The organism is Actinoplanes sp. NPDC051537 (assembly GCF_055586105.1).
This window is the reverse complement of record NZ_JBVJIU010000015.1, coordinates 189,002-209,391: the sequence shown is the minus strand read 5'-3', so window position 1 is coordinate 209,391 and position 20,390 is coordinate 189,002. Positions and strand designations below refer to the sequence as shown.

22 protein-coding genes are annotated in these 20,390 nt (G+C 70.5%); 16 read left to right on the top strand and 6 right to left on the bottom strand.

Features of this window, described 5'->3' with window-relative positions:
* Positions 1-7: 7 nt before the first annotated feature.
* From ACZ6TB_RS33600 to ACZ6TB_RS33570, 7 genes are all read left to right on the top strand, one after another.
* Entirely contained in the window at positions 8-925 is a 918-nt protein-coding gene (locus ACZ6TB_RS33600) for an ABC transporter ATP-binding protein (protein ID WP_465561343.1), read from the top strand.
* A complete protein-coding gene (locus ACZ6TB_RS33595; protein ID WP_465561340.1) occupies positions 922-1,740 on the top strand; it encodes an ABC transporter permease subunit in 819 nt (272 codons plus the stop codon). The genes ACZ6TB_RS33600 and ACZ6TB_RS33595 overlap by 4 nt, the downstream gene beginning before the upstream one ends.
* A gap of 133 nt (positions 1,741-1,873) precedes the next feature.
* Positions 1,874-5,602, top strand: a complete 3,729-nt coding sequence (locus ACZ6TB_RS33590) for a multifunctional oxoglutarate decarboxylase/oxoglutarate dehydrogenase thiamine pyrophosphate-binding subunit/dihydrolipoyllysine-residue succinyltransferase subunit (protein WP_465561338.1) — start codon at positions 1,874-1,876, stop codon at positions 5,600-5,602.
* A 52-nt stretch (positions 5,603-5,654) separates the two neighbouring features.
* A complete protein-coding gene (locus tag ACZ6TB_RS33585; RefSeq protein WP_465561335.1) occupies positions 5,655-5,834 on the top strand; it encodes a DUF6104 family protein in 180 nt (59 codons plus the stop codon).
* Positions 5,821-6,549 (top strand): AAA family ATPase, encoded by a 729-nt coding sequence (locus ACZ6TB_RS33580; RefSeq protein ID WP_465561332.1) that lies wholly within the window; start codon positions 5,821-5,823, stop codon positions 6,547-6,549. The genes ACZ6TB_RS33585 and ACZ6TB_RS33580 overlap by 14 nt, the downstream gene beginning before the upstream one ends.
* A gap of 47 nt (positions 6,550-6,596) precedes the next feature.
* Positions 6,597-8,687, top strand: coding sequence for a phosphate acetyltransferase (gene pta / locus ACZ6TB_RS33575; RefSeq protein ID WP_465561329.1), 2,091 nt, complete (start codon positions 6,597-6,599; stop codon positions 8,685-8,687).
* The gene (locus ACZ6TB_RS33570; protein ID WP_465561326.1) at positions 8,684-9,802 is read left to right on the top strand and encodes an acetate/propionate family kinase; all 1,119 of its coding nucleotides are present in this window, start codon (positions 8,684-8,686) and stop codon (positions 9,800-9,802) included. Before pta ends, ACZ6TB_RS33570 begins: the two co-directional genes overlap by 4 nt.
* Here ACZ6TB_RS33570 and ACZ6TB_RS33565 read toward each other — a convergent pair whose 3' ends face one another.
* On the bottom strand, positions 9,803-9,967 hold the full coding sequence (locus tag ACZ6TB_RS33565) for a hypothetical protein (RefSeq protein WP_465561323.1): 165 nt from the start codon (positions 9,965-9,967) through the stop codon (positions 9,803-9,805).
* A gap of 134 nt (positions 9,968-10,101) precedes the next feature.
* On the opposite strand from ACZ6TB_RS33565, the gene ACZ6TB_RS33560 reads away from it, so the two are divergent.
* From ACZ6TB_RS33560 to ACZ6TB_RS33545, 4 genes are all read left to right on the top strand, one after another.
* Complete coding sequence (locus ACZ6TB_RS33560) at positions 10,102-11,091, top strand: alpha/beta hydrolase family protein (protein WP_465561320.1); 990 nt, start codon at positions 10,102-10,104, stop codon at positions 11,089-11,091.
* A gap of 14 nt (positions 11,092-11,105) precedes the next feature.
* On the top strand, positions 11,106-11,975 hold the full coding sequence (locus ACZ6TB_RS33555; RefSeq protein WP_465561317.1) for an alpha/beta hydrolase family protein: 870 nt from the start codon (positions 11,106-11,108) through the stop codon (positions 11,973-11,975).
* A gap of 102 nt (positions 11,976-12,077) precedes the next feature.
* Entirely contained in the window at positions 12,078-12,821 is a 744-nt protein-coding gene (locus tag ACZ6TB_RS33550; RefSeq protein ID WP_465561314.1) for an alpha/beta fold hydrolase, read from the top strand.
* On the top strand, positions 12,818-13,195 hold the full coding sequence (locus ACZ6TB_RS33545) for a cupin domain-containing protein (protein ID WP_465561311.1): 378 nt from the start codon (positions 12,818-12,820) through the stop codon (positions 13,193-13,195). Before ACZ6TB_RS33550 ends, ACZ6TB_RS33545 begins: the two co-directional genes overlap by 4 nt.
* 35 nt (positions 13,196-13,230) lie before the next feature.
* Here the strand turns inward: ACZ6TB_RS33545 and ACZ6TB_RS33540 are convergent, their stop codons facing one another.
* From ACZ6TB_RS33540 to ACZ6TB_RS33530, 3 genes are all read right to left on the bottom strand, one after another.
* Complete coding sequence (locus ACZ6TB_RS33540; RefSeq protein WP_465561309.1) at positions 13,231-14,181, bottom strand: zinc-binding dehydrogenase; 951 nt, start codon at positions 14,179-14,181, stop codon at positions 13,231-13,233.
* Positions 14,182-14,190: 9 nt separating this feature from the next.
* Positions 14,191-15,477: an NAD(P)-dependent malic enzyme gene (locus ACZ6TB_RS33535; protein ID WP_465561306.1), complete on the bottom strand. Its 1,287-nt coding sequence runs from the start codon at positions 15,475-15,477 to the stop codon at positions 14,191-14,193.
* A 121-nt stretch (positions 15,478-15,598) separates the two neighbouring features.
* Positions 15,599-15,907: a S26 family signal peptidase gene (locus ACZ6TB_RS33530; RefSeq protein WP_465561303.1), complete on the bottom strand. Its 309-nt coding sequence runs from the start codon at positions 15,905-15,907 to the stop codon at positions 15,599-15,601.
* A gap of 86 nt (positions 15,908-15,993) precedes the next feature.
* Here ACZ6TB_RS33530 and sodN point away from each other — a divergent pair, with 86 nt between their 5' ends.
* From sodN to ACZ6TB_RS33515, 3 genes are read left to right on the top strand one after another with little or no spacing between them, the layout of a single operon-like run.
* Entirely contained in the window at positions 15,994-16,398 is a 405-nt protein-coding gene (sodN, locus tag ACZ6TB_RS33525) for a superoxide dismutase, Ni (protein WP_465561301.1), read from the top strand.
* Positions 16,395-16,892 carry a GNAT family N-acetyltransferase gene (locus ACZ6TB_RS33520; protein WP_465561298.1) on the top strand — a complete coding sequence of 166 codons (498 nt, stop codon included), beginning with the start codon at positions 16,395-16,397 and terminating at the stop codon, positions 16,890-16,892. The genes sodN and ACZ6TB_RS33520 overlap by 4 nt, the downstream gene beginning before the upstream one ends.
* 32 nt (positions 16,893-16,924) lie before the next feature.
* On the top strand, positions 16,925-17,329 hold the full coding sequence (locus tag ACZ6TB_RS33515) for an ATP-binding protein (protein WP_465561511.1): 405 nt from the start codon (positions 16,925-16,927) through the stop codon (positions 17,327-17,329).
* On the opposite strand, the gene ACZ6TB_RS33510 is transcribed toward ACZ6TB_RS33515, so the two are convergent.
* Positions 17,307-18,032, bottom strand: coding sequence for a FadR/GntR family transcriptional regulator (locus ACZ6TB_RS33510; RefSeq protein WP_465561295.1), 726 nt, complete (start codon positions 18,030-18,032; stop codon positions 17,307-17,309). The genes ACZ6TB_RS33515 and ACZ6TB_RS33510 overlap by 23 nt on opposite strands.
* A gap of 38 nt (positions 18,033-18,070) precedes the next feature.
* Positions 18,071-18,466, bottom strand: a complete 396-nt coding sequence (locus ACZ6TB_RS33505) for a hypothetical protein (protein ID WP_465561292.1) — start codon at positions 18,464-18,466, stop codon at positions 18,071-18,073.
* A gap of 52 nt (positions 18,467-18,518) precedes the next feature.
* On the opposite strand from ACZ6TB_RS33505, the gene ACZ6TB_RS33500 reads away from it, so the two are divergent.
* Both ACZ6TB_RS33500 and ACZ6TB_RS33495 read left to right on the top strand, forming a co-directional pair.
* Positions 18,519-19,469 carry a diacylglycerol/lipid kinase family protein gene (locus tag ACZ6TB_RS33500; RefSeq protein ID WP_465561289.1) on the top strand — a complete coding sequence of 317 codons (951 nt, stop codon included), beginning with the start codon at positions 18,519-18,521 and terminating at the stop codon, positions 19,467-19,469.
* A gap of 404 nt (positions 19,470-19,873) precedes the next feature.
* Positions 19,874-20,128, top strand: a complete 255-nt coding sequence (locus ACZ6TB_RS33495) for a WhiB family transcriptional regulator (RefSeq protein ID WP_433369999.1) — start codon at positions 19,874-19,876, stop codon at positions 20,126-20,128.
* Positions 20,129-20,390: the final 262 nt, after the last annotated feature.

The following is a 20,390-nucleotide window of genomic DNA, read 5'->3' as shown; positions in this document are numbered from 1 at the left end:
AGCGCCGATGAGCGCGCCAGAGACCGACGACATCGTCGTCGATCACCTGAGTAAGCAGTACAAGAAGCTGCGAGCAGTGGACGACCTCAGCTTCACCGTGCGCTCGGGCCGGGTCACCGGCTTCCTCGGCCCCAACGGCGCCGGCAAGACCACCACGCTGCGCATGCTGCTCGGGCTGGTCACGCCCACCGCGGGCAACGCGACGATCGGCGGCCGGAAGTACACCGAGCTGCACGACCCGATCCGGCACGTCGGCGCCGTCCTCGAGGCGTCCAGCGCCCACCGCGGCCGCACCGGGCGCAACCACCTGCGGATGATCTGCCGCGCGGCCGGCCTGCCCGACTCCCGCGCCGACGAGACGCTGGAGCTGGTCGGGCTCACCCCGGCGGCCAAGCGCAAGTTCAAGGGCTACTCGCTGGGCATGCGGCAGCGGCTCGGCATCGCGGCCGCCATGGTCGGCGACCCCAAGGTGCTGATCCTCGACGAGCCGGCCAACGGCCTCGACCCCGAGGGCATCCGGTGGATGCGCGACCTGCTCAAGGCGCTGGCCGCCGAGGGACGTACGGTCCTGGTCTCCAGCCACCTGCTGGGCGAGATGCAGCTGCTCGCCGACGACGTCGTGATCGTGGCGGCCGGCAAGCTGATCCGGCAGGGCCCGGTCGACGACGTGCTGGGCTCGATGGGCGCGGCCCAGGTGCGGGTCCGCACCCCGCAGCCGGCCGAGCTGGCCAAGGCGCTCGAGGCGCTGAACGCCACCTCCTCGCCCCAGCCCGACGGCACCATGCTGGTCAGCGGCGCCGACGCGGCCGCGATCGGGCACGCCGCCTTCACCGCCTCGGTCGAGCTGCACGAGCTGACTCCCGAGCGCGGCGACCTCGAACAGGTCTTCCTGCAGCTCACGGCCGGAATGGCGGGCATACGATGAGACTGGTCAACGCCGAGCTGTTCAAGCTGCGCACCACCTCGATCTGGTGGATCATGGGGATCATCCTGGTCCCGCTGTACGCGGCGAGCGTGCTCGCCAACTGGGCCCAGTTCGCCTCGACCGACCCCAACCAGGTCGGCAACGACGACCAGGCCGAGCAGGTCCGGGCCGCGCTCGAGCCGATCAACGTGGCCACCAGCATGTACACCAGCGGTCAGTACTTCGGCGTGCTGATCATCCTGTTGCTGTCGGCGATCATCGTGACCAGTGAGTTCTTCCACCTCACCGCGACGTCCACGTTCCTGGTGACGCCGAAGCGGGAATCGGTGATCCTGGCGAAGTTCGGCGCCGCCGTGATCGTGGCCGTGATGGTCTGGCTCGGCACCACGATCCTCAACCTGGTCGTGGTCCCGCCGATCATGAGCAACCTCGACCTCGGGTCGCTGCTCGGCGAGCCGGCGGTCTGGCGGGCGATCGGGCTCAACCTGCTGGCGTTCGTCCTGTGGGCGGTCCTCGGCGTCGGCCTCGGCGTGCTGATCCGAAGCCAGCTCGCGGCCACGCTGATCCTGGGCATCGTGTACGTGGTCGGCACGTCGGCGATCGGGCTCATCTTCTTCCTGCTCACGCAGTACGTGGCGGAGTGGTTCGAGAACCTCCAGGTGCTGATTCCGACCAGCGCCTCGCAGCTCATGATCTCCGGAACCGAACTACCCGGTAACCCTCCGCGCTGGGTCGGCGCCATCGTGCTGATCGGCTACGCGGTGGTCGCCGGCGTCATCGGAACACTGATCACCAAGCGTCGCGACATCAGCTGAACAAGCGGCGGGCGCACGCTAATCTTTCCGCGTTCGGACACCCGACGCGGGGATCGAGCGCGCCCGCCCACGGCGTAGCCTTGACACCGATTCCTTCCCGTCCCATGTGACGACCCAGTCGCGTGCTGACAACATGGTGAAAGAGGCGAACACGAAAGTGTCGACCCAGCAGACTTCGCAAGACAATCCACTCGCGGACTTCGGTCCCAACGAGTGGATCGTCGACGAGATGTACCAGCGCTACCTGGCCGACCCCACGAGCGTCGACCCGGCCTGGCACGATTTCTTCGCCGACTACAAGCCGGCGATGGCCACTGGCTCGATCGTCACGCCCGACGAGGCAACCGCCGCGAACGCGACCGCCAGCGCGGCCCGCGCCGGCACGGATGCCCCGGCGGCCGCGACCGTCGCCCCGGTCAAGCCGACCGTCCCGGAGACTGCGAAGCCCGCACCCAAGCCCGCGCCGGCCGCCAAGCCGGCCACGGCCGCCTCGAACGGCAAGGCGCCCGAGGGCGCCAAGGTCACCACGCTGCGCGGCGTCGCCGCCAAGATCGTGCAGAACATGGACGCCTCGCTGGAGGTGCCGACCGCCACCTCGGTGCGGGCCGTCCCGGCGAAGCTCATGGTCGACAACCGCATCGTGATCAACAACCACCTCGCCCGCGGGCGCGGCGGGAAGGTCAGCTTCACCCACCTCATCGGCTGGGCCCTGGTTCGCGCGCTGCGCGAGCACCCGGAGATGAACAACTCGTTCGCCCAGGTCGAGGGCAAGCCCACCCTGGTGCAGCCCGAGCACATCAACCTCGGCATCGCGATCGACCTCGCCAAGAAGGACGGCAGCCGCACCCTGGTCGTGCCCTCCATCAAGAACTGCGAGGGCATGGACTTCCGCAAGTTCTGGCAGGCCTACGAGGACATCGTGCGGCGGGCCCGGCGCAACGAGCTCACCATGGACGACTACACCGGCACCACGATCTCGCTGACCAACCCCGGCGGCATCGGCACGGTCCACTCCATCCCGCGGCTGATGTCCGGGCAGAGCGCGATCATCGGCGTCGGCGCCATGGAGTACCCCGCGCCCTACGCCGGCATGAGCGACGAGACCCTGGCCGACCACGGCGTCAGCAAGGTCACCACGCTGACCAGCACCTACGACCACCGGGTCATCCAGGGTGCGCAGTCCGGCGAGTTCCTCAAGGTCATGCACGAGCTGCTGCTCGGCGACCACGGCTTCTACGACGACATCTTCACCTCGCTGCGGATTCCGTACGAGCCGGTCCGCTGGGTGCGCGACGTGGCTCGCACGTCCGAGGGCCAGATCGACAAGGCCGCTCGCGTCGTCGAGCTGATCCACGCGTACCGGGTCCGCGGCCACCTGATGGCCGACACCGACCCGCTCGAGTTCGAGATTCGCCGCCACCCCGACCTCGACGTGCTCCAGCACGGCCTCACGCTGTGGGACCTCGACCGCGTGTTCCCGGTCGGCGGCTTCGCCGGCAAGCAGCGGATGAAGCTGCGCGACGTGCTCGGCGTCCTGCGCGACACCTACTGCCGCCGGGTCGGCATCGAGTACATGCACATCCAGGGCCCCGAGGAGCGGCGCTGGATCCAGGACCGCATCGAGATCAAGTACACCAAGCCCGACCAGGACGAGCAGAAGCACATCCTGAACAGGCTGAACGCCGCCGAGGCGTTCGAGACCTTCCTCCAGACCAAGTACGTGGGTCAGAAGCGCTTCTCGCTGGAGGGCGGCGAGTCGCTGATCCCGCTGCTCGATGCCCTGCTGGAGGCCTCGGCCGACGCCGGTCTCGACGAGATGGTCATCGGCATGGCCCACCGCGGCCGGCTCAACGTGCTCGCGAACATCGTCGGCAAGCCGTACGAGAAGATCTTCAGCGAGTTCGAGGGTCAGATGGACCCGAAGTCGGCGCACGGCTCCGGCGACGTCAAGTACCACCTGGGTCAGACCGGGAAGTACACGACGCCGGACGGCGAGCACGCGACCACGGTCAGCGTCGTGGCCAACCCGTCCCACCTCGAGGCCGTCGACCCGGTCCTGGAGGGCATCGTCCGGGCCAAGCAGGACCGCCTCGACCTCGGCCTGCACGGCTACACGGTGCTGCCGCTGCTGGTGCACGGCGACGCCGCGTTCGCCGGCCAGGGCGTGGTCGCCGAGACGCTGAACCTCTCCCAGCTGCGCGGGTACCGCACCGGCGGCTCGGTCCACGTCATCGTCAACAACCAGGTCGGCTTCACCACCGCCCCGGAGTACAGCCGCTCGTCGATGTACTCGACCGACGTGGCCCGGATGATCCAGGCGCCGATCTTCCACGTGAACGGCGACGACCCCGAGGCCGTCGTGCGGGTCGCGAAGCTGGCCTTCGAGTACCGCCAGGCGTTCAACAAGGACGTCGTGATCGACCTGGTCTGCTACCGCCGGCGCGGGCACAACGAGGGCGACGACCCGTCGATGACCAACCCGCGGATGTACGAGATCATCGACACCAAGCGCTCGGTGCGAAAGCTGTACACCGAGGAGCTGATCGGCCGCGGCGACATCACCGTCGACGACGCCCAGGAGCAGCTGCGCGACTACCAGTCCCAGCTCGAGCAGGTCTTCAAGGCCACCCGGGACGCGGCCGGCACGCCGCCACGGCCGCGGGTCATCTCCGAGGGGCCCGAGCCCGAGGTCGAGACCGCGGTCGACGCGTCGGTCGTGCGCCTGGTCGGCCAGGCCCACGTCGACCTGCCCGAGGGCTTCACCCCGCACAAGCGGGTCCAGCAGCTGCTCGACCGCCGGGCCAAGATGTCGGCCGAGGGCGGCATCGACTGGGGCTTCGGCGAGCTCGTCGCGTTCGGCTCGCTACTCAACCAGGGCGTCACCGTCCGGCTCGCGGGCCAGGACTCACGCCGGGGCACGTTCGTCTCCCGGCACGCCTCGATCGTCGACGCGGGCGGCAAGGACTTCCTGCCGCTGAGCACGCTGACCACCGGCAACGCCCGGTTCTTCGTGCACGACTCGCTCCTGAGCGAGTACGCGGCGATGGGCTTCGAGTACGGCTACTCGGTCGAGAACCCGGACGCGCTGGTGCTGTGGGAGGCCCAGTTCGGCGACTTCGCCAACGGCGCCCAGTCGATCGTCGACGAGTTCATCTCGTCCGGCGAGGTGAAGTGGGGCCAGCAGTCGTCGCTGGTGCTGCTGCTCCCGCACGGCCAGGAGGGCCAGGGCCCCGACCACTCGTCCGGGCGCCCCGAGCGGTTCCTCCAGCTCTGCGCGCAGGACAACATGCGGGTGGCCAACCCGACCACCCCGGCGAACTACTTCCACCTGCTGCGCCGCCAGGCCCTTTCCAGCAAGCGCAAGCCGCTGGTGGTCTTCTCGCCGAAGTCGCTGCTGCGGCACAAGCTCGCGGTGTCGCCGGTCGCCGACTTCACCCAGGGCACGTTCCAGCCGGTGATGGGCGACGCCGGGGTCAACGGCACGCCGCTCGACGCCGGATCGGTGAAGCGGGTGCTGCTCTGCTCGGGCAAGGTCTACTACGACCTGTTCCAGGCGCGGGGCGAGCGCGGCATCACCGACACCGCGATCATCCGGATGGAGCAGATCTACCCGCAGCCGGTGTCCGAGCTCAAGGCCGAGCTGGCGAAGTACCCGAACGCCGAGGACTTCGCCTGGGTCCAAGAGGAGCCGGCCAACCAGGGCGCCTGGTCGTTCGTGGCGCTCAACCTGCTCGAGCACCTCGAGGGCGTGCGCCTGCGACGCATCTCCCGGCCCGCGGCGGCCGCCCCGGCGGTCGGCTCGGCCAAGATGCACGACGCCGAGCAGTCGGCGCTGATCGAGGCCGCACTTCCCCGTCCGTAGCGTTTTGACGAGAAGGGGCGCTTCGGCGCCCCTTCTCCGTGTTGGAGGATCCGTGTACTTCACCGATCGGGGCATCGAGGAGCTGACCGAGCGGCGCGGCGAGGAGACCGTGACGCTCGAGTGGCTGGCCGACCAGCTGCGCACCTTCGTCGACATCAACCCCGAGTTCGAGACCCCGATCGAGCGGTTCGCCACCTGGCTGGCCCGCGCCGACGAGGATGACGAGGAGTAGCACGCCGCCGCCGCTGCGGCGGGTGGAGAAGGCCGCGGACGCCTCCGTTGAGAAGGACGCCTGGTGGGCCCGGATCCCGGCGGTCGCGGCGATCCTCGACCACGGGCTCAATCTGCCGGCCGGCGTGACCTTCCTGGTCGGCGAGAACGGCTCGGGCAAGTCCACCCTGATCGAGGCGCTGGCCGGCGTGCACGGGCTGAACGCCGAGGGCGGGTCGCGCGGCGCGATGCACTCGACCCGGGTCACCGAGTCGCCGCTGGCCGGGGCGCTGCGGGTGATCCGGACGCCGGGGCGGCGGGCGAACGCGTACTTCCTGCGGGCCGAGACCATGCACGGCCTGTACACCTACCTGGAGAGCCTGCCCGGCAAGAACCCCGACACCGACCTGCACGACCGCAGCCACGGCGAGGGCTTCCTGACGCTGCTCGAGCGCAAGTTCCGCGGGTACGGGTTCTACCTCATGGACGAGCCCGAGGCGCCGCTGTCGTTCGACTCGACGCTGCGCCTGATCGCCCATCTGGACGCGCTGCGGTCGGACGGCGCCCAGGTGGTGGTCGCCACCCACTCGCCGCTGCTGACCGCGCTGCCCGGCGCCACGATCCTGGAGCTCGGCGGGCACGGCATCCGGCGTACCACCTGGGATGATCTTGAATTGACCAACCGCTGGCGTTTGTTCCTCAGTTCACCCGCCGCCTACCTGCGTCATCTGCTTTAGGACTTCCGACCCGGCGGCGCTCCTGGTCGGGCCGGTAGGTTGAGGGCGTGGCACGAAGCGTCTATGTGGCCGGGCTGGGCCCGAGCGTCGGCAAGAGCACGGTCGCGCTCGGCCTGGTCGAGCTGCTCTCCCGGCAGGTGGCCCGCATCGGCGTGTTCCGCCCGCTGCTCCCGGCGGACGACGATCCGCTGCTGACCCTGCTGACCGAGCGCTACCCGCTGATGGCGCCGTACGAGGACTCGTTCGGGGTCACCGCGGCCGAGGCCGGCACGCTGATCGCCGACGGCAAGTGGGAGGAGCTGATCGGCCGCATCGTCGAGCGTTACCGCGAGGTCGAGCGGCGCTGCGCGTCGGTCGTGGTGATCGGCAGCGACTTCACCCCCGGCGCCGCGGCGGGTGGTGACGAGATGCCCCGGGAGCTGGGCTTCAACGCACGGCTGGCGACCGAGTTCGGCAGCGTCGTGATCCCCGTGGTCAGCGGCGAGGGTCGCACCGAGGAGTCGCTCGGCGCGGCGGCCCGCAGCGCGTACCACTCGCTCGTCGATCTCGGCGCGACGGTGCTCGCGGTGATCGCCAACCGGGTACCGGCGGAGGTGGAGATGCATCCGGCCGCCGGCCTGCCGGTGCCGATGTGGTCGATCCCGGAGGTGCCGGCGGTGGCCGCGCCGACGGTGGCCGAGGTGGCCGCCGCGCTCGACGCCACCGTGGTGACCGGCTCCGACGGCGCCCTCGACCGCGATGTGCTCGACTACGTGGTCGGCGCCGCGCACGTGCCGGCCTTGCTCGAGCACCTGACCGACGGGTCGCTGCTGATCACCCCCGGCGACCGGGCCGACCTGCTGGTGGCCGCGAGCGCCGCGCACGCCGCCGGCAACGTCACGCTGGCCGGGCTGGTGCTGACGCTGGGCGAGTTCCCCGACCCGCGCGCCGTCGCCGTGATCGAGCGGCTCAACACCGGGCTCGCGATGCTGGTGGTGCGGGCCGACAGCTACCACACGATCGCGGCCGCCGACCGGATCGAGTCCCGGCTGAGCACCCGCACCCCGCGCAAGGTCGAGGCCGCGCTCGGGGTGTTCGAGGAGAACGTCGACACCGCCGAGCTGGCCGGGCTGCTCGACGTGGCCCGCTCGGCCCGGGTCACGCCGCTGATGTTCGAGAACGACCTGATCGACCGGGCCCGCACCGAGCGCCGCCACCTGGTGCTGCCCGAGGGGACCGAGGAGCGCATCCTGCGGGCCACCGAGACCCTGCTGCGTCGCGGCGTCGCCGATCTCACGCTGCTCGGCGATCCGGCCGAGATCACCCGGCGGGCCCGCGAGCTGGGCGTCGACATCGGCGCGGCGCGGCTGGTCGACCCCTCGTCCAGCCATCTTCGTGACGGCTTTGCCGCGAAATACGCCGAGCTTCGGCGCAAAAAGGGCGTAACCCTCGACCTCGCGTACGACGTGGTCCGCGACGTGAACTACTTCGGCACGATGATGGTGGCCGAAGGGCTCGCCGACGGCATGGTCTCCGGCGCCAACCACACGACCGCGGCCACGATCCGGCCCGCCTTCGAGATCATCCGCACGGTCCCCGACGTCTCGGTCGCCTCCAGCGTGTTCTTCATGCTGCTGGCCGACCGCGTGCTGGTCTACGGGGACTGCGCGGTCAACCCCGACCCCGACGCGGCCCAGCTCGCCGACATCGCGCTGTCCTCGGCCGCGACCGCCGCCGCGTTCGGCATCGAGCCGCGGGTGGCCATGCTCTCCTACTCGACGGGCAGCTCGGGGGCGGGCGCCGACGTGGAGAAGGTCGCGGCGGCCACCGAGCTGGTCCGATCCCGGCGGCCTGATCTGCCGGTCGAGGGGCCGATCCAGTACGACGCGGCGGTCGATCCGGCGGTGGCGGCGACCAAGCTCCCGGGGAGCGCGGTGGCGGGCAAGGCGACGGTCCTGATCTTCCCCGACCTGAACACGGGCAACAACACGTACAAGGCGGTCCAGCGCTCGGCCAACGCGGTCGCCGTCGGGCCGGTCATGCAGGGGCTGCGGCGGCCGGTCAACGACCTGTCCCGGGGCGCGACGGTCAAGGACATCGTCAACACGGTGGCGATCACGGCCATTCAAGCGGCGACCAGTCAGGCGGCTTCGGTATGACTCGCGTTCTGGTGCTCAACAGCGGCTCCTCGTCGGTCAAATACCGGCTCTTCGACGGCGCTTCGACCGTCGCCAAGGGCCTGATCGAGCGGATCGGCGAGTCCGGCGGCGACGCCGAGGACCACGACGCCGCGTTGCAGCGGATCATGGCGGAGACCGACCTCGACGGGCTCGCGGCGGTCGGCCACCGGGTCGTGCACGGCGGCCCCGACTTCACCGAGGCCACGGTCATCGACGACGGCGTGGTCGAACGGATCGAGGCGCTGGTCCCGCTCGCACCGCTGCACCAGCCGGCGGCGCTGAGCGGCATCGAGGTGGCGCGCAAACTACTGCCGTCGGTGCCGCAGGTGGCGGTCTTCGACACGGCCTTTCACGCGACGATCCCGCCCGCGGGGTACACGTGGGCGATCGACGCGAGCCTGGCGGAGCGGTGGCAGATCCGGCGATACGGGTTTCACGGGACCTCACACGCGTACGTCGCCCGCCGCACCGCGTCTTTGATCGGCCGGCCGCTTTCCGCCGCCAATGTGATCACGCTGCACCTGGGCAACGGCGCCAGCGCGTGCGCCGTCGAGGGCGGCCGCAGCGTGGCGACGTCGATGGGCCTGTCCCCGCTCGACGGCCTGGTGATGGGCACCCGCAGCGGCGCGATCGACCCGACCGTGATCTTCCACCTGCACCGGGTCGCCGGCCTGCCGATCGACGAGATCGAGACGTCGCTGACCCGGCACGGCGGCCTGCTCGGGCTGACCGGGGAGAACGACCTGCGGGCGGTGCTGAAGCGGCGGGCGGCCGGCGATCCGGCGGCGACGCTGGCGTTCGACGTCTACACCCGCCGGATCCGGGAGTACGTCGGGTCGTACCTGGCCGTGCTGGGCCGGGTCGACGCCATCGCCTTCACCGCCGGGGTCGGCGAGAACGCGCCGGACGTGCGGGCCGAGTCGCTCTCCGGCCTGGAGCCGCTCGGGATCGCGGTCGACCCGTCCCGCAACGCGTCCGGCGCCGGGATCATCTCGCCCGACGGGAGCACGACCGCGGTCTGCGTCGTGCCCACCGACGAGGAGTTGGAGATTGCCGGCCAGGCCCGCGCGGCTCTGGGACTCGGCGCGGAGTAGTTAGGACGCCAGCCAGACGATCAGGCCGATGATCACGACGACGGCGACGACGCCTCCGATGATCAACGGGGTCTTCGAGGACGCCGGGGCCTCCGGCGCGGGGTTCTGGGTGAAGGCGCGGAACGCCTCCGTGTTGCCACTCGGATCGACGTGGTTGTCAGACATGCGCAAGACCATAGCGAAGCAACGCCCGTAAGCCACGGACGGCACGGCTCCTCGCCGCCCGCTTACCAGGAGGAATGCACCCGGTCCGGGGATTTCACCCCTTCGTGGGTGTGTTCGGCCGTAGCGTTCGGATCATGGGGAAGTTCCGGGCAATGGCCATTGTTTTCGGGCTGATTGCCGGCGGCTGTTCAGCCACGCCGCCGCCCCCGCCCCCGCCGGCTCCCCCGGCGCCCGCCGTCACGCCGGCGCCGGCGTACCCCACCTATCCGGTCGGGCTGCGCATCCTGCACCTGCATCGCGGGCGCGAACGGCCGCTGCCGACGCTGCTGCTCTACCCCGCCACGGGCACGTCGACGGTGCCGGCCGCCTATCGTCCGGGCTCCGGGGACCGTCGCTGGGTCGTCGAACAGGGCCGGCCGCGTGGGATCGGCGGCCAGGTCTGGACGGCCCGGCCGGCGGCGAGCGGCCGGTTCCCGCTGGTGCTGTTCTCGCACGGGCTCAGCGGGTCGGCCGAGCGGTACGTGGACGCGCTCGCCACCTGGGCCTCGGCCGGCTTCGTGGTGGCGGCGCCGACGTTCCCGTACACGAGCGAGTTCACCGGCCACCACCGCTTCCGGCGACCGGACATCCGGAACCAGCCGGCCGACGCCCGCTACGTGCTGGCCCGCGTGCAGCGTCTGGACCGGACCCCGGGCGATCCGCTGTGGGGTCGGATCGACACCGACCACATGGCCGCCGTCGGGCACTCGGCCGGGGGCTACACGACCACCGGGCTGTTCACCGCCGGGCACGATCCGCGCCTGCGGGCCGGCGTGATCATGGCGGGCTGGGCGGCGCGGGGCGCGTTCGCCGGGCCGCCCGCGACGATGCTGTTCCTGCAGGGCAAGGCCGACCCGATCGTCCCGGTGGCGAGCAGCGTGGCGCTCTGGTCGCGGGTGCCGTGGCCCAAGTCGTACGTGCTGATGCGGCACGACTCGCACGCCACCTATCTGCGCCCGGGCGACGTCGGGTACCGGCTGATGAACGATCTGGTCGTCGACTTCCTGCGGTGGACGCTCGAGGGCGACGAGGCCGCGCACCGGCGTCTGCCGCCCACGGTCTACCCGCGTACCGGCCCCTTCTGACGCGCCCGGGCACAATGGGTCGGGTGCGTCGGCGTACCGTGATCAAGGGTGTTGCTCTTTGGGGTGGAGTAGCCGCCACGGGCGCCTGCACCGCACCGCGCGCTCCCGTCGCCCGGCCGGTCTCGCCCTCTCCCGCGCCTTCGGCAACGCATCGCGCTCCCTCGCGAGACTTCGCGGTTCGCACGCAGAAGCTGTCGCTCGCCCGCGGCGCGCAACGTCCGCTGCCCACCACGATCTGGCGGCCGGGCGCCGACGGCGTCTACCCGCTGATCCTGTTCAGCCACGGTCTTCAGGCGAGCCCCCGGCAATACGACGAGCTGCTCACGAGCTGGGCGCGGGCCGGCTTCGTCGTCGCCGCGCCCGCCTACCCGCACACCGCGGCGGGTGTCGCCGACTTCGACCCGGTCGACCTCGTCAACCAGCCCGCCGACGCGAGCTACGTGATCACCGAGGTGGTGAAGCGGCTCGGCGACACCGGCCCGATCGCGGCGGCCGGCCACTCGGGCGGCGGCGTGACCACCCTCGGCCTCTTCGCCGGCAACCGCGACCAGCGGCTTCGGGCCGGCGTCGTCCTCGCCGGCCGGCAGATCTTCGCCACTCCGCTGAGCGGCGCCGCCGTCCCCCTGCTCTTCGTGCACGGCAAGCGCGACGCCACGGTCGCCTACGCCGACGGCCGTTCCGTCTACGACGCCGTCACCTGGCCCAAGGCGTTCCTCACCGTCACCGACGGCGGCCACACCCCGGCCGGGCGCGAACTCGACGTGGTCGCCGCGACCAGCACCGACTTCCTGCGCTGGTCCCTCTACGGCGACGCGGCCGCCAAGGGCCGCCTCCCGCGCGACGCCACCCGCGGCGGCCTGGCCACCCTCGCCGACAAGCTCTAGTCGCGTGTCCCGGTCGAGGCGTAGGTTATAGCCGCTGATGGGTCAGCGCGGATCAGCGCCCGTGGCGGGGATCAGTCCGAATTGCTCACCCAAGGAGCTTCCATGACCTCAGCGAGTTCGTCGTCGCCCACCGTGGCGCTGGTGCACGGGGCCTTCGCCGATTCAGGCAGTTGGAACGGCGTCCTGGACCTGCTGCTGGCGGCCGGGTTGCCCGTGCAGGCGGTGTCCAATCCCCTACGCGGGATCGCGTCCGACGCGGCCTACGTGGCCAGCGCGATCCGGCAGATTCCCGGCCCGGTGCTCGCCGTCGGGCACTCGTACGGCGGAGCGGTGATAACCAACGCGGCCCTGGATGCCGGGAACGTCGTCGGGCTCGTGTACGTCGCGGCGTTCGCTCCCGACGAGAACGAGACTCTCGGCGAGATCGAGGGAACGTCACGCGACAGCGTCCTGTCCTCGGCGCTCAAGCCGGCCGAGTTCCCCGCCGGCGCGTCGGGACCCGGCGTCGAGCTGTACGTCGATCCCGCCCAGTTCCATCAGGCGTTCGCCAGCGACCTTCCGCCGCGACAGTCGGCCGTCCTCGGCGCCTCGCAACGGCCGATCGCGGCCAGCGCCTTCGACGAGCGGTCAGGACCACCGGCCTGGAAGAAGCTGCCGTCGTGGGCCGTCGTCGCGACCGGGGACAAGGCGGCCGGCAGCGATGTCGTTCGGTCGATGGCCGAGCGAGCCGGCGCGACGATCACGGAGGTGGAGGGTTCGCACGTCGTGATGATCTCGAAGCCTCGGGAGGTTGCCGACGCGATCATTGCCGCGCTCACCGCGGTCGGCGAGGGCACGGGGCGATGACCGGCCATCCGTCCGGCGAGTCAGCCCACGACGCGCTGGCGGGCACGCTCAAGCGGACCGAGATCCAGCGGGCCGCCTCGTCGATCACCGGCCGGGAGTTCGTGCAGGTCCGGACGGAGATACCGCCGGGAGTCGAGTCCGGCTGGCACATCCATCCGGGCGAGGAGGTCGGCTACATCGTGACCGGCACCGTCGAGATGCGCATCGCCGGCCACCGCACTCTCCTCCTGCAGGCCGGTGACGGTTTCCTCATCCCGCCCCGGGTGCCGCACAACGCACGCGACCTCGGTCCCGGGCCGGGAGAAATGCTGTCGACCTATTTCGTCGAGACGGGACAGCCGTTGGCCACCTTCACCGAAGCCGGCTCGGACTGACGGCATCGCTCGGCTGCTGGTCGGGGTTGCGCGGCCTAGTGCAGGAAGTCCAGCGCCACCTTGCCGAAGACGTCGCCCGCCTCCAGGCGGGCGAAGGCGTCCGCCACCGCGGTGAAGCCGTAGGTCGAGTCGATCACTGGGCGGACGTCCTTCTCCACGCACAGGTCCAGCAGCCCCGACAGCTCGTCGCGGGTGCCCATCGTGCTGCCGAGGAGCTCCAGCCGCATGGCGAACAGCCGCCGCAGGTCGACGGTGGCCAGGTGACCGCCGGTCGCCCCGCAGACCACGACGCGCGCGCCGGGGGCCGCGCACTTCATCGAGTGGTCGAAGGTCGGGGCGCCCACCGACTCGATGACCACGTCGACCCGCTCGGGCAGCCGGGCGCCGGGCTCGACCGCCGTGGCGCCCAGCTCGGCGATGCGCTCGCGTTTGCCCGGGTCGCGGCTCGACGCGTACACCCTCTTGCCCATCGCCAGCGCGAGGACGACCGCCGCCGTGGCCACCCCGCCGCCCGCGCCCTGCACCAGCACCGCGGAGGCGTCGTGCACCCGGCCGCGCGTGGTCAGCATGTGGAACGCGGTGAGCCAGGCCGTGGGCAGGCAGGCCGCCTCCAGGAACGACACCCCGGCCGGCTTGGGAATCAGGTTTTCCGGCGGCACCGCGACGCGTTCGGCGAGCGTGCCGGGGTAGCGCTCGGAGAGCAGCGAATAGCCGCGCGGGTCGCCCTTGTCCACCACGACCGGGTAGATCACGACCTCGTTGCCCTCGGGGTCGACCCCGGCCGCGTCGCAGCCCAGGATCATCGGGAGCCGGTCGGCCGGCAAGCCGACCCCGCGCAGCGACCAGATGTCGTGGTGGTTGAGCGAGGCGGCCCGGACCTCGACGGTCACCCAGCCATCGGGTGGCGTCGGGTCCGGAGCCTCACCAACTTCGAGCGCTCGGAGCGGGTTCTCGGGATCGGCGGCGACGGCGGTGGCAGCACGCATGGATCGACACTAGTTGAGATCGGACTCGCGTAGCAGCGACAGGCTCGGCTGCCGGACCGCCGGCGCCTCCGGTCCGGCCGGCACGTGCCGCCGGGCGACGCCGTCGCGGGCGGCCGCCGCGGCCACCGCGGCCGCGACCGCCGGGCCGACCCGGGGGTCGAGCGGCGACGGGACGATCGCCTCGGCGCGCAGGTCGTCGGAGACCACGTCGGCGATCGCCTCGGCCGCGGCCACCTTCATCGCGTCGGTGATCGTCGTGGCCCGCGAGTCGAGGGCGCCGCGGAAGATGCCCGGGAACGCCAGCACGTTGTTGATCTGGTTGGGGAAGTCGCTGCGCCCGGTGGCGACGATCGCCGCGTACTTGTGGGCGATGTGCGGCGGGACCTCGGGCGTGGGGTTGGCCAGCGCGAAGATGATGCCGCCGGGCGCCATGCCGGCCAGCGCGCTCTCCTCGATCGCGCCGCCGGAGACGCCGATCAGCACGTCGGCCCCGATCAGCGCCTCGCCGATGCCGCCGCTGCGGCCGGAGAAGTTGGTGGTCGCCGCCAGCTCGGCCTTGACCGGGGTGAGGTCACCGCGCTCGGCGTGGATGATGCCGCGCGAGTCGCAGACGATCACGTTGGCGCCCTCGACGCCGGCCGCGATCAGCGTCTTGGTGATTGCCACGCCGGCCGCGCCCGCGCCGCTGATGACCACGCGCAGGTCGGCGAAGCGGCGGCCGAGCAGCTTGGCCGCGTTGCGCAGGGCCGCGAGCGTGACGACCGCGGTGCCGTGCTGGTCGTCGTGGAAGACCGGGATGTCGAGCTCGGCGTCGAGCCGGCGCTCGATCTCGAAGCAGCGCGGCGCGCTGATGTCCTCGAGGTTGATGCCGCCGAACGAGGGCGCCATGGCCTTCACCGCGGCGATGATGCCCTCGACGTCCTGCGTGTCCAGGCAGATCGGGATCGAGTCGACCCCGCCGAACTGCTTGAACAGGATCGACTTGCCCTCCATGACCGGCATCGCGGCCTTGGGGCCGATGTTGCCGAGGCCGAGGACCGCGGAGCCGTCGGTGACGACGGCGACCACGTTGGCCGTCCAGGTGTAGTCGGGGTAGAGCGCGGGGTCGTCGGCGATGGCCTCGCAGACCCGAGCGACGCCGGGGGTGTAGGCGAGGGACAGGTCGTCCTTGCTCGCCAGCGAGACGGTCGGGCTGATTGCCATCTTCCCCCGCTTGTGCAGGTCGAAGACGGGATCGGCGGCCAGGGCGGGATCGAGCTCGAAACTGAAGAAAGACACGGTGACTCCACACGGCATCGACGTTGACACGGTGCACCGGCGCGGTCCTCGATCGCGAATGTGCGTCGAGCGGCGGTGCGATGCGGGGATCACCCGGGGAAGCGTCCACGGCGCGGGTGTGCGCTGCGGATGCTGGACACTAACTTACCCAACCTGGCCTCGGGTAGTAGCGAATTAATACTCGGCCGATGACATCCGCCACCCCGTAGCGGCGTGAGTCGTCCTCGATCAGCGTGTTGTCACCCTCGACCCACCAGCCGCCGTCCTGCTCGCGGACGGCCCGCTTCACCACCAGCAGGCCGGGTCGCGCGCGGAACCGCGCCACCACGACATCGCCGGCGCGCACGCGTCCCCCGCGCCGCACCAGCAGCGCGTCCCCGCTCCGCAGGGCGGGCACCATCGACGGCCCGTTCACCAGCACGGCGAACAGTGGTAATTGCCACCTCAAGGCATCAGTCCTCCGTTGCGTTACGGCCGAGATGTAAGGGGTAGTGTCAACCGCGGATCATCGCAAACCCGTATGGAGGAGTCCTGATGCGACTTCCGCGTTTCCTCATGCCGCGCACCGTGGTCAGCGCTCACTGCGACCTGCCCTGCGGGGTCTACGACCCGGCGCAGGCCCGGATCGAGGCCGAGTCGGTGAAGGCCATCCAGGAGAAGTACCAGGCGAACACCGACCCGGAGTTCCGCACCCGCGCCATCCTGATCAAGGAGCAGCGCGCCGAGCTCGTGAAGCACCACCTCTGGGTGCTGTGGACCGACTATTTCAAGGCCCCGCACTTCGAGAAGTACCCGAACCTGCACCAGCTCTTCAACGAGGCCACCAAGCTGGCCGGCGCCTCGGGCGCCAAGGGCTCGCTCGACCCGGCGGTCGGCGACCAGCTGCTCGCCAAGATCGAGGAGATCTCCAAGATCTTCTGGGAGACCAAGCAGGCGTGAGCTTCACGGCCACCGTACGGCCGGTGCGTCCCTCGGACGTGCCGGCCGTCGTCTCGATGGTCCACGAGCTCGCCGAGTACGAGCGGGCCGCCGACGAGTGCCACCTCACCGCTCCTTCGCTGACGCGCGTCCTGTTCGACGAGCCCACGGTCTTCGGGCACGTCGCCGTCGACGAGGACGACGAGCCGATCGGCTTCGCCCTGTGGTTCCTCAACTTCTCCACCTGGACCGGCACGTCCGGCATCCACCTGGAGGATCTCTACGTACGCCCGGCGGCTCGCGGGACCGGCGCGGGCGGCGCCCTGCTCGCCGCGCTCGCCGAGATCTGCGTCGGGCGTGGTTATCACCGCCTCGAGTGGGTGATGCTCGACTGGAACCCGGCCGCCGAGTTCTACGCCGCGATCGGCGCGACCGCGATCGGCGACTGGGTGCCCTACCGCCTTTCCGGCGAACCGCTGCGACGGCTGGCCGAGCGCAGTCTGCTCTCCCGGTAGGCTCATCCCACTGGGAGGATGGCTACGTGACTCTGACGCACGCACACCCGGATCCGGGGCTCGGCGACGACGTCGTCCTGCTGACGGTGCCCGCCGACGGCGGCTATCTGGGCGTGCTCCGCACGGCCACGGCCGGCCTCGCGGCCCGGCTGCACTTCGCCCTCGACGAGATCGAAGACCTCCGCATCGCCGTCGACGAGGCGTGCGCGATGCTGCTCGCGATCGCGACCCGGGGCGCCGAGCTCGAGTGCCGGTTCGCGGTGACCGACGACGCACTGACCGTCGAGGTGAGCGTGACGACCGTGCGCGGCGCCAAGCTGCCGGCCGAGTCGTCCTTCGCGTGGAAGGTGCTGACCGCCCTGACCACCTCGGCCTCGGCCGAGGCGAGTGGCCGGCACGCGACCATCCGGCTGCTCACTCGGCGAACTGAGGGCTGATCACCTTCGTCTCGCGAGTGCTCTCCACGATGTAGTCGAGGTGCCCGGCCGCGGCCCGGCTCGCGCCCTCGACGTCGCGCGCCGTGAGGAAGTCGAGAAGCTGCCGGTGGTCGGCGTCGATGCGCCGCCAGTAGCCCTCCGGCACGTGGTCGGTGACCTCCTCGCCGAACGCCGCGTGGTAGAGCGGGCGCACCACCAGCTCGAAGAGCGGGTTGCAGGTCGCCTTCGCGACGGCCTGGTGGAACGCCGCGTGCGCGGCCAGCATCGTGTCGAGGTCGTCGACGTGCGGATCGAAGAGCGCGCCCCGCATCTCGAGCAGGTGCTCGTCGGTGCGGCGGCGGGCGGCGAGCGCGGCGACCGGCACCTCCAGAGCGCGGCGCAGCTCGAGGACGTCGGCGAGGCCCACGTCGGCCGAGTTGGTGAGCAGCGTGAACCCGGCCGAGAGGCCGTCGGCGAGCTGCTCGGCGTCGGGATGGGCGACGAAGCTGCCGCCGGTGACGCCGCGAGTGGTGATGATGAGGTGCTGGCTGGCCAGCAACCGGAGAGCCTCCCGCACCGTGCTGCGGCTGACTCCGGTCTTGACACACAACTCAGGCTCCGGCGGCAGCCGCTCGCCCGGCTGCAGTCGTCCCGAGGTGATATCCGCGCGTAGCTCGTCCGCCAGCACTTGATAGGCGGGCGGACGCACCGTTGATCCGGTCACCTACACAGAGTAGGCCCTGGCCCGCCGCCCGAGGGCAATTAATCGACGCCGAGGGCCCGTGTGGTCGGCGGAAGAACGACAAGTACCCCGACCAGGGCTCCCAAAGCCATCAAAACGACGCCGAGCCACAGCGGATCGACCTGGATGAAGAAGCCGCCGGCCGCGATGACGAAGAGCTGGACGACGATCGCCGGCCCGCGGGCGTGCACCGACCGGCGGGTCAGGGCCCGGGCCACGAAGAAGACGGCCACCGCGCCGATCAGCGGCAGCACGGTGAGCGCCACGGCCAGCCCGACCTGGACGTCTTCACTCGTCATGGCGAGCACCACGAGATAGACGGCGAGGCCGACGAGCCCGACGCATTCCAGGAAGAGCAGACGCACCGCCCACAACAGCGTCGCGGGATTGTCAACGACTGACTTCTCACCGGTCACTCGAGCACCATACCGACAGCTCAAAACGCTCTCAGCAGGTACAGTGCCGCCCATGCGAGCGTTACTGGTGGTTAACCCCAAAGCCACCACCACCAGCGAGCGCAGCCGCGACGTGCTGGTCCGGGCCCTGCGCAGCGCGGTCAATCTGACCGTGGAATACACGACCCGCCGCGGTCACGCGGCCACCCTGGCACGCGCCGCGGCCGAGAGCGGCGTCGATGTCGTGGTCACCCTCGGCGGCGACGGCACGATCAACGAGGCGGTCAACGGGCTGATGACCGCCCGGGCCGCGCTCGACGGCGTCTCCGGCCCGCGGGCCAACGCCCTGCCCGCGCTCGCCGTCGTCCCGGGCGGGTCGACCAACGTCTTCGCCCGCGCCCTCGGCCTCCCCCGCGACTGGGTCGACGGCACGAGCGTGATCCTCGAGGCGCTGCGCGAGGGCCGGCACCGGGTGATCGGGCTCGGCCGCGCCGACGACCGCTATTTCACCTTCGCCGCCGGGGTCGGCCTCGACGCCGCCGTCGTGCGCCGGGTCGAGCAGTCCCGGCTGCGCGGTCGCAAGTCGACACCCTCTCTCTACTTCCGCTCGATCGTCGGGCAGTTCCTGGTCGGCGACGACCGCAAGACGCCACCGATCACGATCGAGCGCCCCGGCGAGCCGTCCGAGATCGACCTCGGCACGGTCATCGTGCAGAACACGGCCCCCTGGACCTATCTGGGTGACCGGCCGATCAACCCGAACCCCGGCGCGTCCTTCGACCGCGGCCTCGACGTGCTCGCTTTGCGGCGTTTGGCCGTGACGAGCACCACACGGACCCTCGCGCAGCTCGCCACCCGCAAGGGCGACCCGCACGGCAAGCAGGTCCTGCAGCTGCACGACCAGGCCGAGTTCACCGTCGTCGCCAATCGCCCGCAGGCTTTCCAGCTCGACGGCGACTACTTAGGGGAGCGACAGAAGGTGCACTTCGTGTCCGTCCCCGAAGCGCTACGTGTGATCTGCTGACGATCGGGTAGGACCATCACGATCCGTTACAGAAAGACGGGCAAAAGGTCGGCAAGAGGGCCCGGACCGTACTACATTGATGGGAGCGTTGGTCATCCGGCCGCGGCAGTACGCGCAGAACCGGACAAAGGGGTCGTGAGCCAGCTCACCCGCCGGGAGAAAATTCCGCCGCTACCCTTGACATCGCACGAGTTCGTGAAAGCATTCACAAGCGATAAGAAGTAACCGGTTGCTGCTTGCGCGCGTTCCTAATCCAGAAGCGCCGAACGGCCTCCAGCAACACCAAAAGCTTGCTGCCGCTACGGCGATCAGACGGGCCCGAGCCCGACGGCCGCCACTGCGCACGCATAGGTAATACCAGTACGCGATTCATTACCCCATCCGAAACAAGGAGTGTTGCCGCCATGGACTGGCGTCACGATGCGATCTGCCGCGACGAGGACCCGGAGCTGTTCTTCCCGATCGGGACGTCCGGCCCCGCGCTCCTGCAGGTCGAGCAGGCCAAGGCCGTGTGCCGGCGGTGCCCCGTGACCTCCGATTGCCTCCAGTGGGCACTCGAGTCGGGTCAGGACGCCGGCGTCTGGGGCGGGATGAGCGAAGACGAGCGGCGCGCCGTGAAGCGTCGTGGCGGCCTCCGGGTCGGCGCTCCCACCGCCTGAACCAATCCCCTCGAAGCATTTACGCCCCGGGCCGATCGGCACCGGGGCGTCTTGCTGTTCTGACGCGATTACGGAGAGCGCAGATTCCTGAGAGCTTCTTGAGATCCTCTCGGAGCGCGCTAATTCGATCACGTTCGGCTTCATCGAGATTCACGAAATGATCTCGAAATAGCGTGCGCCGCAAACGATAAGTCCACGATCGCTGACCCTCCGCTGTGGAGACGGCCGCCGATGACATCGGACTTAGGGTGCCATCACGCAG